The 14,771-nt window shown below is 61.1% G+C and carries 12 protein-coding genes; 9 read left to right on the forward strand and 3 right to left on the reverse strand.

Annotated features, from left to right (window positions below):
- Positions 1-53: 53 nt before the first annotated feature.
- The 3 genes from JH15_RS05060 to JH15_RS05070 all read right to left on the reverse strand — a co-directional run bounded on the left by JH15_RS05060 (position 54) and on the right by JH15_RS05070 (position 2,462).
- Positions 54-1,157: an alkene reductase gene (locus JH15_RS05060; RefSeq protein ID WP_043527597.1), complete on the reverse strand. Its 1,104-nt coding sequence runs from the start codon at positions 1,155-1,157 to the stop codon at positions 54-56.
- Between the two features lie 95 nt (positions 1,158-1,252).
- A complete protein-coding gene (locus tag JH15_RS05065) occupies positions 1,253-1,852 on the reverse strand; it encodes a TetR/AcrR family transcriptional regulator (protein ID WP_043527599.1) in 600 nt (199 codons plus the stop codon).
- 52 nt (positions 1,853-1,904) lie between these two features.
- Positions 1,905-2,462: a DJ-1/PfpI family protein gene (locus JH15_RS05070; RefSeq protein WP_043527601.1), complete on the reverse strand. Its 558-nt coding sequence runs from the start codon at positions 2,460-2,462 to the stop codon at positions 1,905-1,907.
- A 182-nt stretch (positions 2,463-2,644) separates the two neighbouring features.
- Here JH15_RS05070 and JH15_RS05075 point away from each other — a divergent pair, with 182 nt between their 5' ends.
- The 9 genes from JH15_RS05075 (at position 2,645) to JH15_RS05115 (ending at position 14,692) form a co-directional block, all read left to right on the forward strand.
- The gene (locus tag JH15_RS05075; protein ID WP_043527603.1) at positions 2,645-3,313 is read left to right on the forward strand and encodes a hypothetical protein; all 669 of its coding nucleotides are present in this window, start codon (positions 2,645-2,647) and stop codon (positions 3,311-3,313) included.
- 121 nt (positions 3,314-3,434) lie between these two features.
- Positions 3,435-4,361 (forward strand): LysO family transporter, encoded by a 927-nt coding sequence (locus JH15_RS05080; protein WP_043527605.1) that lies wholly within the window; start codon positions 3,435-3,437, stop codon positions 4,359-4,361.
- A gap of 333 nt (positions 4,362-4,694) precedes the next feature.
- Positions 4,695-5,819: a porin family protein gene (locus tag JH15_RS05085; protein WP_043527607.1), complete on the forward strand. Its 1,125-nt coding sequence runs from the start codon at positions 4,695-4,697 to the stop codon at positions 5,817-5,819.
- Positions 5,820-5,828: 9 nt separating this feature from the next.
- Positions 5,829-6,233 carry a type 2 periplasmic-binding domain-containing protein gene (locus JH15_RS05090; protein WP_043527609.1) on the forward strand — a complete coding sequence of 135 codons (405 nt, stop codon included), beginning with the start codon at positions 5,829-5,831 and terminating at the stop codon, positions 6,231-6,233.
- A gap of 55 nt (positions 6,234-6,288) precedes the next feature.
- Entirely contained in the window at positions 6,289-7,911 is a 1,623-nt protein-coding gene (locus tag JH15_RS05095) for a methyl-accepting chemotaxis protein (RefSeq protein ID WP_052383902.1), read from the forward strand.
- Positions 7,912-8,164: 253 nt separating this feature from the next.
- On the forward strand, positions 8,165-9,460 hold the full coding sequence (locus JH15_RS05100) for an efflux RND transporter periplasmic adaptor subunit (protein ID WP_231566371.1): 1,296 nt from the start codon (positions 8,165-8,167) through the stop codon (positions 9,458-9,460).
- Entirely contained in the window at positions 9,457-12,567 is a 3,111-nt protein-coding gene (locus JH15_RS05105) for an efflux RND transporter permease subunit (RefSeq protein ID WP_043527611.1), read from the forward strand. The genes JH15_RS05100 and JH15_RS05105 overlap by 4 nt, the downstream gene beginning before the upstream one ends.
- Positions 12,564-13,991 (forward strand): ATP-binding protein, encoded by a 1,428-nt coding sequence (locus JH15_RS05110; RefSeq protein WP_043527613.1) that lies wholly within the window; start codon positions 12,564-12,566, stop codon positions 13,989-13,991. Before JH15_RS05105 ends, JH15_RS05110 begins: the two co-directional genes overlap by 4 nt.
- Positions 13,988-14,692, forward strand: a complete 705-nt coding sequence (locus JH15_RS05115) for a response regulator (RefSeq protein ID WP_043527615.1) — start codon at positions 13,988-13,990, stop codon at positions 14,690-14,692. The genes JH15_RS05110 and JH15_RS05115 overlap by 4 nt, the downstream gene beginning before the upstream one ends.
- Positions 14,693-14,771 lie beyond the last annotated feature (79 nt).

The following is a 14,771-nucleotide window of genomic DNA, read 5'->3' on the forward strand; positions in this document are numbered from 1 at the left end:
CGTCGTTTGGCGGCTCGCAACCGCGAGCCGCCCTTGGCTCGCCGTCAGCTCAGTTAGCGCTGCTGATCGGCAAGACTTGGGTAGTCGGTATAGCCGTGCTCGTCGCCGCCGTAGAAGGTCGAGCCATCCCACTCGTTGAGCTCGGCACCCTGCCGGAATCGCTCCGGTAGATCGGGGTTGGCGATGAAGGGGCGCCCGAACGAGGCGAGACCGGTTTGCCCCGCTGTGATGCGTTCACGTGCCTCGTCGGCGGTGTAGGTGCCATTGCCGATATAGACACCGCTGAAATTGCCACGAATGACATCGATGACCGACTGGGGACGCCCATTGGCATGGTTGCCCTGGAAGGAGTCCTCGACGACCTCGATGTAGGCGATGCCCAGGTCATTCAGGCGCTTGGCCAATTCACCGTAGGTCTCGACCGGATCGGCATCGTGCACGTCGTTGAAGCTGCCGGTGGGGCTGACACGAATGCCGACCCGTGACTTACCCCATACGCCGACAACCGCCTCGACGACTTCCAGCGGCAGACGCATACGGTTCTCGAGCGAGCCGCCGTAGGCATCGGTGCGCTGGTTGCTGTCACTTTTAAGAAACTGATCGAGCAGGTAGCCGTTGGCGCAATGAATCTCCACACCGTCGAATCCGGCACGCTTGGCGTTCTCGGCGGCAACGCGATATTGCTCGACGATGCCGGGAATCTCGTCGGTTTCCAGCGCACGCGGCTCGGGGATATCGACCATGCCCGACTCGGCACTCACAAACGTCTGGGCCTTGGGCTTGATGGCCGAAGGCGCTACCGGACGCTCGCCGTTGGGCTGCAGGTCGGGATGCGAAATGCGCCCTACGTGCCACAATTGAAGATGAATGCGTCCACCCGCGTCATGCACGGCATCGGTGACTTGGCGCCAGCCCTCGACCTGGGCCTCGGAGTGGATGCCCGGGGTGAAGGCATAGCCCTTGCCCTGAGGCGAAATCTGCGTGGCCTCGGCGATGATCAGACCGGCTCCGGCCCGCTGACGGTAATACTCGACGTTCATCGCCTGCGGGACGTCCCCCGGCTGGGCGGCACGCGAACGTGTCAGCGGCGCCATCACGATACGGTTGGGCAGGTTCAACTCACCCAATTGAAGCGGTTCGAAGAGTGGATCGCTCATTACTACCTCCTGTGTGACAAAGTCGTGACTAGACCGGTCTACTAGTCATCGGACGATAAAGCGCTACACCGACAGGCAACGTTGCACTGTGTCAGTCAGACGCTCTGAGAGGGTGACGTTAGAACATGCTTGAAAAGCACGGCCTCGAAGGCCTCCATGGGCTGTACCGAACGTGCCGTCTTGGCACGCAGAATGGCACCTTCCCAGCCCACCAGGATGAAGCTGCCCAGCGTTTCGGGATCGAGAGAGTCGTCGATCTCCCCTGCGGCGCGGGCATCGCTGAGGCAGGCAATGAAGTTCTGCTCCCAGCCACGAAAGACCTTTTCGAGCCGATCGCGAAGAATATCGCTGTGAGACGAAAGCTCTTGCCCCAGGTTGCCGATCAGGCAGCCCCGCACGCATTCATGCCGGGCGATTTCTTCCTTGACCGAGGAAAAATAGTGACGCAGCCGTGATAGTGGCGGCTGCGATGTATCCCTTAGGGTGGAAGCCAGCTGTTCATCGAACGCGTCCGCGAAGCTCTCGATGACCGCCAGGCCGAAGTCTTCCTTACTACCGAAGTAGTGATAGAAGGAGCCCTTGGGGACACCGGATTGCTTGAGGATCGTGTTGATGCCCGTGGCGGTGTAGCCATGCTCGGCGATGAGCTCGGCCCCGACCTGGATCAACTTGTCTCGCGACGTGATGGTTGTCATGCGAAACAGAATAGACCGGTCGGTCTATTCTGTAAAGCGCCGCTCTCCGGAGTTACAGCAGGGCGTGAAACTGCTTCAGCCATTCGGGATGAGCCGGCCAGGCTGGTGCGGTTACCAAACGGCCGCTGGTGACCGCCTGATCGACGGGGATGTCGGCAAAGTCGCCTCCCGCCAGTTTCACTTCAGGGGCACAGGCTGGGTAAGCCGAAACTCGATAGCCCTTGAGCGAAACAGCGGCAGCCATCAACTGGGCGCCGTGACAGATCGCGGCCACGGGCTTGTCATGCTCGAAGAAATGGGCCACCAATTCCAGGACGCGGGTGTTGAGCCTGAGGTACTCGGGCGCTCTCCCGCCGGGAATCACCAGGGCATCGTAATCGGCCGGATCGATATCCCCGAACGTGGCATTGAGGGCGAAATTGTGGCCGGGCTTCTCGCTATAGGTCTGGTCGCCCTCGAAATCATGAATGGCCGTCTTGATGGTGTCGCCCTCGCGCTTGTCGGGGCAGACGGCATCGACCGTGTGACCCATCGCCTGCAAGGCCTGAAAAGGAACCATCAATTCGTAATCCTCGACGAAATCACCGGCAATCAACAACAGTCTGGCCATGGTCTGCTCCTAGCGGGAATAAGCGCTGAAACGCGCTAAGCACAGCGTAGCCAAGCCCGGGCATTGCGAAAAGCAGGTGGATCGACACGAAAAAATCACGCACGAGGGGCAAGCTGCAGGAACCTTGTACGCGTCTCCCGCCTCTTAGTGACAGGATTATTGACCCCCCCGGAGCGCCGGTAATGCCCATCTCGCTACGTTGCTTGCTGCAAGGCCTAGCATTGACACTGCTCGTCTCGCCGACGCTGGCCCTGGCCGCACTGCCCTCTCTGAAACCGTTCGCCGCCGAGTACCAGCTCGGGATCGATGGTTGGCCGGATGCCCGTGTCGCGCATCGCCTTTCCCGTCAAGGCGAGCATTGGCAAAGCGATATGCAAGCGGCGGTCGCGCTCGCCAAGGGTAGCGAACGCAGCCGCTTTCGCATCGAGGAGGACACCATCCGGGCGACGGCTTACAGCAGTCGTTATTCCCTGCTGGGTATCGGGGGCTCCTATCGACTCGGTCACCAGGAACTCGCCCCGATACTCGACCGCCAGGCAGCGCTGATCGCGTTGTCACGTCAGGCGAACACGGCAAGCTGCACGGCAACGGCCCCGCCTTGTGAACTTACCTATCAGGATCACAAGGGGCGCGAGGAGACACTTCATTATCGTGTCGGCGAACGCGCCCCCGTGACCTTGCCGGCCGGCGACTTCGAGGCGATCAGAGTCGAGACATGGGAGCCCGATGAGCCCGAGCGCCTGTTGACGTTTCGCTTCCATCCCGACTATCCGGGGCTGCTCTTGAGCGTCGACTATCGACGCGACGGCGAGCTCACCAGCCAACTGCGCTTGATCGCCTTCTCGCCCTGATCGACATAAGCCGTTTCGATCGCCCTTCAGGACAAATATTTGCCTTCATATGCAAGGTTACTTATCGTCGGGCTCCTTGCAGCCGCGACTCGGCTGTCTCCCCTTTTACCGAGGAGCTCCGATGCTGTCCGGCGTGCTGATCGTGCTGTTGCCCTTGATCCTCGGCTACCTCGTCCGCGTGTCCCGGCCTGCCCTCGTGCAGGCGATCAATCATGCGGTGAACCTGTCGATCTACGTGATCCTGCTGCTGATGGGCATCAGCCTGGCGGCCCTGGAAGACCTCGGCCAGCAGCTATCGCGCATGGGGGGCCAGGCCGCCGTCCTGCTCGCCATCACCACCGCCTGTAACCTGGCAGCCCTGGCCTGGTTGTCGCGGCATAGCACCCTGCGCAGCGGCGCATCGCCGATCGTGGCAGGCGCCCCGACCAGCAAGTGGGCGGCCATGCGCGGCTCGCTGCTGCTGGTCGGCGTGGTCATCCTCGGTGTCGTCATGGGCATGGCGATAGGTTGGCTCGGCCTGGGGCAGCTGCATGACCTGGCCGAGACACTGGCCGAGTGGGTGCTCTACCTGTTACTGGCCCTGATCGGCTGCCAACTGCGCAATTCAGGCATGCCGCTGCGCCAAATCCTGCTCAATCGAAACGGCCTTTTCATTGCGCTGACCGTAGCCGGTAGCTCGCTCGTCGCCGGCCTGCTGGCCGCCCCACTGCTGGGCATTGCCTGGAACCAAGGGTTGGCGATGGCCTCCGGGTTCGGCTGGTACTCACTATCAGCCATCCTGATCGGTGACCAGCTCGGTCCGGTCATGGGTGGTGTCGCCTTCTTCAATGACTTGAGCCGCGAACTGCTGGCGTTTCTGCTGATCCCGATCACCATCCATCGCCTGACACCGCTGGCCATCGGTTATGGCGGGGCCACGTCGATGGATTTCACCTTGCCTGTCATTCAGCAACACGGTGGTGTCGCCTGCGTGCCGGTGGCCGTGGTCAGCGGCTTTCTGCTTTCGCTACTCTCGCCGCCATTGATCCTGTTTTTCCTTTCGCTATAAAAAGGGCGTAGGCCAGCGAACCGACCCGCGCCCTGATTACACCTCGGTTGACTAGCCGGGCTCCACCGCCCCGCTGTCAGAGCAGGCCTCGGTAAGGACGTTTCTGCGAGCAAGGTCAGCGGACTTACGCATAGCGGCTAGGCTAACTTTGAGAAGCTACTTACATGGACATACCTTAAACCAAGGGAAAAATCTAATAGGAAAAATTATTTTTTTGATTGGAAAAAACAATCACAAAAAAACGAACTTTTGTAATGTTTTGCTAAATTTATCTGCCCGGTAACCGATAGTAAGTTTGCAAGCTTTTGCAGATTCTTTTACCAGGAAGTCATGATGAAAAACCGTAAGCTCCTTCCGGCGGCATTGATCGGCGCAGCCTTGTGCGCGAACACTCAGCTCGCCTTGGCCGCTCCCGATCTTCGCTTATCCGGCTTCGGTACTCTGGGTTACGTCACCACCGATACCAACGATGCCCAGTTCCGCGCTAGCCGGCGGCAACATAAAGGGGCTACCGATTCGGGGGATTGGGGAGTGGATAGTCGCCTTGGGTTACAGGCGAACCTTACCTTCAATGAGTGGTTCTCTGCTGTCGGTCAAGGATACACCAGTCGTCGTGATGGCGATTCCTCTCCCGACCTGGAGTGGCTGTTCCTGCAAGCAAACGTGACCGACTGGGCCACACTGCGTGCCGGGCGCATGGTCGTTCCTACCTTCCTTATTTCCGATTCGCGCAATGTGGGCTATGCCCAGCACTGGCTGCGTGCGCCTGTCGAGGTTTATGACGCTTCATTGACCTCCTCGTTCGATGGTCTCCAGGGTGTGCTACAAAACGAGCTTGGCGATTACAACATCACGACACGTCTGTCGGCGGGTAAAGCCAGCGATAGTACTATCAATGTCAACTTTATCGGCAACAACGTTCTTGAATTCCAAGAGCAGAGCGACAGGCTTTATTCAATTGACGTCAAGGCCCAGAAGGGCGACTGGACGGGGCGCGTCGGCTATACCTACAAGTCCGAGAATAGGCTCGATTTGATGGGGGCGAAGTATCTCGAAGGCGACGACAACTTTTATAGTACGGGCCTTCAGTACGACAACGGCAGCCTGCTGGCCATGTCGGAATATGTCATGCGGCGCTTTAGCGGCGAGGGCGCTGTGGATGGCAAATTCGATAGCGACAGCTACTACCTTACTGCGGGATATCGCTTCGGCTCATTGATGCCGTACGCCACCTATGCCCATTTCAAGCCCAAGGGCGACGGTTATGGCTTGAGCGCTAACACCGATACCACTGCGGTTGGCGTGCGTTGGGACGCGGCCAGAAACATCGCTTTTAAGGCCCAGGTTGACCGGGTGAGTGGCGATCGCTTTGCTCAACAACTTCTTCCCGATGCTGATTTCCAGCACGGTGATCTGCCTGTCTATGCCTATAGCGTGGCTGTAGATTTCGTTTTCTAAGGAGCGGTCATGAAATTAGGTAAATCGATTCTGGCAATCGTGATTCTGAGCGTTTCCTCCAGCATTGCCACTGCTGCTGATCTGGTGGTTATCGGGCACCCTTCTGCCGAGCCTCTGACGAAGGATCGAGTCAGTGACCTGTTTTTAGGTAAAGGCAAGGGGGCGAGCCTCTACGACCTACCGGAAAGCAGTGACCTGTATGCGGAGTTTTACGAAAAGGCGACTGGACGCAACGTGGCGCAGGTGAAGTCGACGTGGTCTCGCCTGGTATTCTCCGGCCAGGCTCAGGCGCCCAAGCAACTGCATGATTCGGCAGCGGTGCGAAACGCCGTCGCAGAGGATGCACGAGGTATTGGTTATATAGAAAGGTCCGCACTAGACGGCTCGGTCAAGGTATTACTCGACCTTGAATAAAACTTCGTTGGCCCGTTTACGGGCCAACGTTCTTTCAAGCGACAGGAGACATGTCGTGAAGTTTCGTACCAAGATCTGGGTTCTACCGTTAAGTGCCGCACTTGTATTCATTGTTGGTATCTCACTGAGTTTTATTGTAGGTGCCCGCACCTCGTCAGCCATTGAGCAATTGCGTGAAACTGATAACCCCTATCTGATGGGGATCAACTTAATCGACCGCCATGCTGAGCTGTTCCGCAACCAACTACAAGCGGCAGCAGCCGAGGGAGACGTGGATGCTTTGGAAGCTGTCCAGGCCCAGGCCGAGCGTGTCGAACAGCTCATCCTCGACGCGGGAGAAATTGAAGGTAAGCACGAGGTAGCTTCGCAACTTGGAGATATTTTCAGCCGTTATCAGAGCGCGGCGATAGGTGCGACCCGCGCCATGTTGGGTATCGGGCAACTCGGGAATCAAATTGTTGAGATGCAAGCTGCCCAAGGGGAAATGACAGAGCTGATGGAGGCGGAAATAGCCTATGCCACTCAAGCGACACTTGATCGCCAGGCTGAGGCTGACCACGGGGTAGCCACTGGTCTGACTATCAATGTCCTCACGGGGCTCGTCGTGCTTAGCGTGCTTGGGGTGGCATCCTTCCTCATCATCAATTCAGTATGGCGTGAATTGGGCGACGAACCGAATCGCTTAAGGGAGGCCATGAAGCGTGTGGCGGAAGGCGACCTGAGCAGCGAGTTACAAGTTGCCCCGCACGATCAGGTATCGCTCAACGCGAGTGTGCAGCAAATGGTCAGCATGTTGCGCGATCTCGTTACGCGCCTGCATGATGCCAGCGAAGCCGTACATGCCGGCGCCAACGAAATTTCCTCGGGCACTCAGGAATTATCGGCACGTACCGAGCAGCAGGCGGCAGCTTTGCAACAGACGGCCTCGAGCATGGAAGAAATGACCGCGACAGTGCAGCAAAATACCGAGACGACCGAAAAAGCCAATAAGCTGGCTAGCGAAGCCTCTAGGAGCGCTCAGAGCAGCGGCCATGATGTAAAGGTTAACATTGAGCTAATGCGTGAGATCGCCGCGTATTCAAGCAAGATGAAAGACATCATTAAGGTCATCGATGCGATTGCCTTCCAGACCAACATCCTAGCCTTGAACGCCTCGGTTGAAGCGGCCCGGGCTGGCGCTGAGGGTAGGGGGTTCGCCGTGGTAGCTAACGAAGTACGTTCCCTCGCGGGACGAAGTGCTGAATCCGCAAGCCAGGTTCGCACCCTGCTGGAAGAAACTCACGCCAAGATTATCGAAGGCGTGGAACAGGCAGATCGTAGTGGTCAAGGTATCAGCGAGACGGAAACGACCATCAGTCAGCTCGCCATTCTGATGAAGGAAGTGGCGGCGGCAACGCATGAACAGTCCTCGGGGATACTGCAAATCAATACGGCTGTCACGGAAATGGATTCGGTGACACAGCAGAACGCTTCGCTGGTTCAAGCATCAAGCAGGGAATCGCTTACGCTGGAAGAACAGGCAAGGCGCTTGAAGGCACTTGTCGGAACTTTTCAGATCAACAATAAAGGTGCCGGGGGTTCTTCTCGATTAATGGAGAATCAGGACTCTAGCCTGTCCGAGGTGCTTTTATTGGGTAGTAATAAACTGGAAAAGCAACAATACGCTACGCACGGGTAAATGATTCGACTCGGCCCCGTATTATATCTACGAGATGAGCCTAAGCGTGGAGGTAACTGGGTAATCCAATCGAAACGGCCGGGACATATTAGGCCGTTTCGTCATAGCACAACGACAAGCCCCCGCAGTATACGAGATTCCTAGAGGTCATTAATACGCGAAGCCTAGCCACAGAGAGGGCGCATCGGTATTGTCTAACCCATTGATGGGTGACGGTCGGTCAGCATCACATTGCACGTTAATTGCACCTTTCATGACCAATCCCTGCAAGCCGAACGGCGATGCTGCCGTCCACTACTTCTGTCTCGAGCTGCCGATGTCACGCATGCACCACTTCCGCTTCCAAACCGGGCGCGTCCGTTTGGGGGGCATAGCCGCCCTGTTGATCATGGCGCTGGGCCTGGGCATGGCCTGGTGGCTATTCAGCCAGCCGCCTCGTGTCGAGCGCCGCCCCGCGCCACCCACCCCGCCCCCTCTGGTCGATATCATCGAGGTCGAGCGCGGGCCGGCCGCGCCTCGCATAGAAGGCTACGGCCGCGTTATCGCCGAACGTGACACGGCGCTGGCCAGCCGTGTCGGAGGGCGCCTTGTCGAGTACACCGACAATGCCGAGCCTGGCCGCGTGGTCGAGGCCGGTGAAACCCTGGCCCGCCTCGACGACCGCGACTACCAGCTCGCACTGCGTATTGCCCAGGCCGAACTGGCACAAGCCGAGGCCGGTCTGGCCACCGAGCGTGGCGAGCAGTTGCGCGCCCAGAGCGAATACCAGTCATTCGGCCGTGACCTGCCGGCGGAACGGCGAGCACTGGTGCTGCGCGAGCCACAGCTCAAGAGTGCCCAGGCCGACCTGGCACGCGCCCAGGTCGCCCTCGAACAGGCTCGGCTCGATCTGGAGCGAACCGAACTGACCGCCCCCTACCGCGGCATGATTCAGGAACGCCTGGTCGGCAGCGGCAGCGAGGTCTCCGCCAATACCGAACTGCTGCGCCTGGTCGATGTCGCGGCATTCTGGGTTCGCGTGTCGCTCCCTGGCGAAATGCTGACCTGGATCGCAGGTGACGATGGCGATCCTCGCGGGACTGATGTGACGTTGACCAGCCGCGGCTGGCCGGCAGGCAGCACGCGCAGCGGTCAGATCCTCTCGGTGTTGCCGGCCCTTGAAGAGAATGGCCTGCAGGCACAAGTGCTGGTTAGAGTCGAGGATCCATTGGCCCTGGCGCAGCAGGCCCCCGCCTTGCGACTGGGCGACCTGGTACAGGTGTCGATCGCCGCCACACCCCGCGAAGGCCTGTTCGTCCTGCCCGCTCATGCCCTGCGCCCTGGCGACGAAGTGTGGCGACTCGATGCCGAAGATCGCCTGGAACGGGTGCGGGTCGACATTGTGCATCGCGGTGAAGACCGGGTGCTGATCGCCAGCGGGCTCGAGCCCGCCGATCGCGTCGTGGTTTCCGGCCTGGGTCAGCCCCGTAGCGGCATGGCGCTGCGCGCCCAGGATACCGCACAGCGCGATGCCTCCGGCTCGACAGATACCGGGGAGACCTCATCATGATGCGCCGTGGCCCGATCGCCTGGATGGTCCATCACGGCGTCGCCCCCAACCTGCTCATGGCGCTACTGGTGGTCGGTGGTTTGATCGCCAGCGTGACCATCAAGAAGGAGGTCTTCCCCGAGTTCGAGATCGAAGTGGTACAGGTTTCTATCGCCTACCCCGGCGCTACGCCAGAAGAGGTCGAGCAAAGCCTGTTGCTTGCAGTGGAAGCGGAGCTTGCCAACATCGAAGGCATCGACGAAGTCACCGCAACGGCCAGCGAAGGGAGCGGAAGCGTATCGATCACCTTGATCGATGGGGTCGAGGTGATGCGCGTCTACCAGGATATCCAGCAGGCGGTGAATGCCATCACCACCTTTCCTACAGCCGCCGACCCACCCCGCATCAGCCTGGCCGGGCGTTCGCGGGGGGTCTTGCGCCTGCAAATTCATGGCAACGTGGGCGATCAGGCGCTGCACGACGCCGCCGAGGAGATCCGTGCCCAGCTGTTGGCCGCAAAGGGCATCACCAAGGCCGAAGTCGGCGGTAGTCGTGACCGTGAGATCCAGGTGGGCTTCGATGCGCAGGCCATGCGACGACTGGGCATGAGCCATAGCCAGTTGGCCGCACGTATCGGTGAGGAAGCCCTCGACCTGGCCGGCGGCCAACTCTCGACCCAGGAAGGCGAGTGGCTGATTCGCTACCAGGGCCGGCGCTACGATGCGCGCAGTTTCGCTGACTTGCCCATCGCCAGCGGTGCGAACGGCAGTGCGATCCGCCTGGGGGACGTGGCGACGGTCACCGACGGCTTCGCCGAGAGCGACCGTGAGGTTCATTACAATGGCGAGCCGGGCCTCACCGTGGATGTCTACCAGGTGGGAAACCAGACCCCGCTGGGCATATCCGAAGCCGTGCGCGGCGAAATCGACGCCTTGCGCGCAGGGCTCCCCGAAGGGGTCAGCCTGAGCATCGCTCGGGATAGCTCGGAGATCTATCGCGACCGTCTCGACCTGCTGCTCAAGAATGCCTGGATGGGCCTGGCCCTGGTGTTGGTGCTGATGGCATTGTTTCTGGAAGCGCGCCTGGCCTTCTGGGTCACCCTGGGCATTCCCACCGCCTTTCTTGGGGCCATGCTGTTCCTGCCGTGGGTCGGCGTCTCTATCAACATGATGTCGATGTTCGCCTTCATCATCGCGCTGGGTATCGTTGTCGATGACGCCATCATGGTAGGCGAAAACATCTACAGCTATCGCGAACAGGGCCACTCGCTGCGCGACGCCGCCGTTCGGGGTGCCCGTGAGATGGCCGTGCCGATCACCTTCGCGGTGCTTTCCAATATCGTTGCCTTCCTGCCCCTGCTGTTTCTTCCTGGCTTCCTGGGGATGATCTTTGCCACCGTGCCGGTGGTGGTGGTCACGGTATTTCTGGTGTCATGGCTGGAAGCGCTGTTCGTGATGCCGGCGCACCTCGCTCATGGCGCCGCGCGGCGTCCCATCCCGGCCTGGCAGCGCCCCCTGGAGCGGGTTCGCCAGACGTTCCAGGTCGGCCTGGATAGCTTTGTCCGACGCCGTTTCGAACCCTTCCTGCAACAGGCCCTCGATCGCCGCTGGCTGACCGTGAGCGTGGCCATGGCCATCCTGGTCGTCTCCCTGGCCTATGCCATGAGCGGTCGCCTGGGCTTCTCGCTGATGCCGCGTGTCGAATCGGATCAAGTCCAGGCGAGCATCAGTCTTCCGCCCGGAAGCCCGATCGCCGATGACCGCCAGGTCCGGGATCGCCTGATTGCCGCCGCCAACGCGTTGGCGGCTCGCGAAGACGGACCGCAGTTCAGCGCGACTAGCACCCGCCTCGATGGCGATTCACTGGAAGTGCAGCTGGAGTTGGCGGCGGAGAGCCTGGAAGCCTGGCCCCCATCGCGGGTGGCGCGCGAATGGCGACACCAGGTGGGTGAGCTGACCAATGTGCAATCCGTGCGCTTCGAGTCGGATTTTGGCGGTCCCGGGCGGGGCGCCGGTCTGACGCTTCGCCTGGCCCACGGCGACAGTGCCGTGCTCGAAGCGGCCGCGACCCGGCTGGCTGAGGAATTGGCCGATTTCGAGGGGCTTGTCGATATCGACAGCGGGCTCGGCAATGGCAAACCGCAGCTCGAGATCCGCCTGTCGCCGGAAGGCCAGGCATTGGGACTCACCGGTAGCGACCTGGCCAACCAGTTGCGTGGCCCCTTGCAGGGCGCCACGGCCCTGGAGCAACAGCGTGGCCGAACGCCCGTCAGTGTCGAGGTGCGACTGCCTGCTGAGCAGCGCGACAGCCTGGCCGAGCTTTACCAATTGCCGATCCGTACGCCCGACGGAATCGAGGTGCCGCTGTCACGCGTCGCCGAGATTGCATACGGCCGCGCCTCGGCCAGCCTGACGCGCATCGACGGCCAGCGCATCATCAGCGTGAGCGCGGATACTACCTCCGATGCGCAGGTCAACCAGCTGCTGGGTACCCTGGAAGCCGAAGTCTTCCCGGGGATACGCGCCGCGTTTCCGGGGCTCGAGATCGGCATGGGCGGACGCCAGCAGGAGACGGCCGACAACCTCGCCAGCCTGCGCCAGGCGATGTGGCTGACCTTGGCGGCCATCTATGCCTTGCTGGCCATTCCCTTCCGCAGTTACCTGCAACCGCTGCTTGTGATGGTGGCGATCCCGTTCGGCATCATTGGCGCTGTCGCGGGTCACATGATCATGGGCTTCGGCCTGTCGATCATCAGCCTGCTGGGCATGCTGGCCTTGTCGGGTGTGGTCATCAACGATGCGCTGGTATTGATCGACTATGCCAACCGCCGTCGCCGTGAGGGGTTGGGTGCCCGCGAGGCCATCGTCGCCGCTGCCACGCGCCGCATGCGTCCCATCATGATGACCACCCTGACAACATTCCTGGGGCTCGCCCCGATGATCTTCGAGACCTCGCGCCAGGCGCGCTTCATGATCCCCATGGCGGTATCGCTGGGCTTTGGCATCCTGTTTGCCACACTGATCCTGCTGGTGCTGGTGCCTTGCCTCTACCTGATGCTGGATACGCTGGGCAGGGCCTTCGGTCGAGCCCCGGCCAGCGACACCTCGCCCCACTCGGAGGCTGCATGAAGCGCCTGCCCCGCCCGGTCATGTCCCGCCTGGGCATCAAGCTGTTCCTGATCATCCTGATCGTCAATGTGGCGATCTCGGGGCTGGTCTTCCTGGCCGTGTCGCGCAGCCTCGACCAAGGCTTCATCGATTATCTGGAAACCACCCAGGCCAACCGTGCCCAGACCCTGGCCGAAGGACTCGGCGACGAGTGGGCGCGGCGCGGCGACTGGCAGTGGCTACGCGACTCACGCCGATCCTGGCATCGCCTGGTGCGCCAGCAACTGTGGCCGGGCGAAGGCCCGCCGCCCGAGGGCATCGACCGGCAGCTCGGCGATCCCGAGGACTTCGTCCTTCATGATCCCGAGGGGCTCCCGGTCATCGGGCTTTCACCCAGGCAACGCCGGGATGGCGACGAGCCCGCCGAACTGCGCTGGCTACCGATCATCAGCGACGGCCAACACGTCGGCATGCTCGGCTATCGTCCCCCCGAACAGCTGATGGCGCGGATGGACCATATATTTCTGGCCCGCCAGCAGCGTAACCTGTCGATCATCGTCGGCTCGCTGGTGCTGGCGTCGCTGCTGTTGGCCGGGGGGCTCTCCTGGTGGCTGGGACGACGCACGCGCGGCATGGCGTTGGCCACCCGACGCCTGACCGAAGGCGACTACAGCATTCGCCTGGCCGAGCACGGTCGCGATGAACTGTCGCGGCTCTCGCATGACTTCAACGTGCTGGCGGCGACCCTGGAGGCCAACCGCACGGCACGGCAGCGCTGGGTATCGGATATCGCCCATGAGCTTCGCACCCCCCTGGCGATCCTCAGGGGTGAGATCGAGGCCATGCAGGACGGCATACGCGCCATGAACGAGTCCAACCTTGCCTCGCTCTCCCAGGAGGTCGGCCAACTGGAGCGGCTCGTCGCCGACCTTCGCCTGCTGGCCCAGAGCGATGCCGGCGCGCTCGAGGTCTCGCTGGCTCCCATCGATCTTTCCGAGTCGTTGAATGGCCGCCTGGAAAGCGCCCGCGGCTGGCTGGCCGAGAGCGGTATAGCCCTCGAGACGTCGATCCCGCCTCCCATTCCCATCCGTGGCGACCCACAACGCCTCAGGCAACTCTGGGACAACCTGCTCGATAATACCCAGGCCTATACCGATGCCCCGGGTCACTTGAGGGTTCGGCTAGAGCGCGTGGGCGGGCGAGCGCGGGTCATTTGGGAGGACACCAGTCCCGGCGTGCCGGAGACGGGCCTGGCTCACCTCACCGAGCGGCTTTACCGTGTCGAGGGGTCGCGCAATCGCCGCAGCGGCGGTAGCGGGCTGGGGCTGTCCATCGCCACCGCCCTGGTCAAGGCCCACGAGGGCGATATGACCCCCTCGCACTCGCCCCTGGGCGGGTTATGCTGGGTCATTGAATTTCCATTGCACCCGGAGGAAGCCACTTGAGCGGAAACGACAGCGGGGAGACCCTTCTCATCGTCGAGGATGAGCCCAAGATCGCCAGTCTGCTAAGCGACTATCTCGCGGGTAGCGGATTCGCGCCTCAGCATCTCGATCATGGCGATGCGGTCATGCCCTGGCTCGACAGCCATCGTCCGGCGCTGGTTCTGCTTGACCTGATGTTGCCAGGCACCGATGGGCTGACGTTGTGCCGACAGATTCGTGCGCGCTGGCCGCAACTGCCCATCATCATGTTGACCGCCCGCGTCGAGGAGGTGGACCGCCTGCTGGGCCTGGAACTGGGCGCAGACGATTATATCTGCAAGCCATTCAGTCCACGCGAAGTGGTGGCGCGAGTGAAGGCCGTACTGCGTCGTAGCCAGGCCAGCGAAGGTCACCCCGTCAGCGGTGCGGGTGATGCCCTGGTGCTTGACGATAACGGCTGGCGAGCACTGGCGGACGGCCAGGACCTGGGCCTGACTGCGGTGGAGTTCCAGTTGCTCAAGGTGATGATGGGCGCCCCGGGGCGCATCTTTACGCGGGATCAGCTGATGGATCACATGTACCGCGATCATCGCATCGTCTCTGAGCGCACCGTGGACAGCCACATCAAGAAGCTGCGCAAGAAAATCGGCGATATCTGGCCGGAACGTGAGGTCATCCGATCGGTCTATGGCGTAGGGTACAAGTATCAACCCGAGGAATGAGCGTAGCGTGCAGCAAATTCGCATCCACTTGCTCGAACAGTGCATGAAGGTTGCACAATGACTGCACATCGTTCCGCGA

Origin of the sequence: Litchfieldella xinjiangensis (assembly GCF_000759345.1) — a bacterium.
In the GTDB taxonomy this organism is placed as follows: Bacteria; Pseudomonadota; Gammaproteobacteria; order Pseudomonadales; family Halomonadaceae; genus Litchfieldella_A; species Litchfieldella_A xinjiangensis.

Bases quoted from the DNA above. Each gene is read 5' to 3' on its own strand.
- JH15_RS05060 (WP_043527597.1), bottom strand. From the start codon at position 1,157: ATGAGCGATCCACTCTTCGAACCGCTTCAATTGGGTGAGTTGAACCTG.
- JH15_RS05065 (WP_043527599.1), bottom strand. From the start codon at position 1,852: ATGACAACCATCACGTCGCGAGACAAGTTGATCCAGGTCGGGGCCGAG.
- JH15_RS05070 (WP_043527601.1), bottom strand. From the start codon at position 2,462: ATGGCCAGACTGTTGTTGATTGCCGGTGATTTCGTCGAGGATTACGAA.
- JH15_RS05075 (WP_043527603.1), top strand. From the start codon at position 2,645: ATGCCCATCTCGCTACGTTGCTTGCTGCAAGGCCTAGCATTGACACTG.
- JH15_RS05080 (WP_043527605.1), top strand. From the start codon at position 3,435: ATGCTGTCCGGCGTGCTGATCGTGCTGTTGCCCTTGATCCTCGGCTAC.
- JH15_RS05085 (WP_043527607.1), top strand. From the start codon at position 4,695: ATGAAAAACCGTAAGCTCCTTCCGGCGGCATTGATCGGCGCAGCCTTG.
- JH15_RS05090 (WP_043527609.1), top strand. From the start codon at position 5,829: ATGAAATTAGGTAAATCGATTCTGGCAATCGTGATTCTGAGCGTTTCC.
- JH15_RS05100 (WP_231566371.1), top strand. From the start codon at position 8,165: ATGACCAATCCCTGCAAGCCGAACGGCGATGCTGCCGTCCACTACTTC.
- JH15_RS05105 (WP_043527611.1), top strand. From the start codon at position 9,457: ATGATGCGCCGTGGCCCGATCGCCTGGATGGTCCATCACGGCGTCGCC.
- JH15_RS05110 (WP_043527613.1), top strand. From the start codon at position 12,564: ATGAAGCGCCTGCCCCGCCCGGTCATGTCCCGCCTGGGCATCAAGCTG.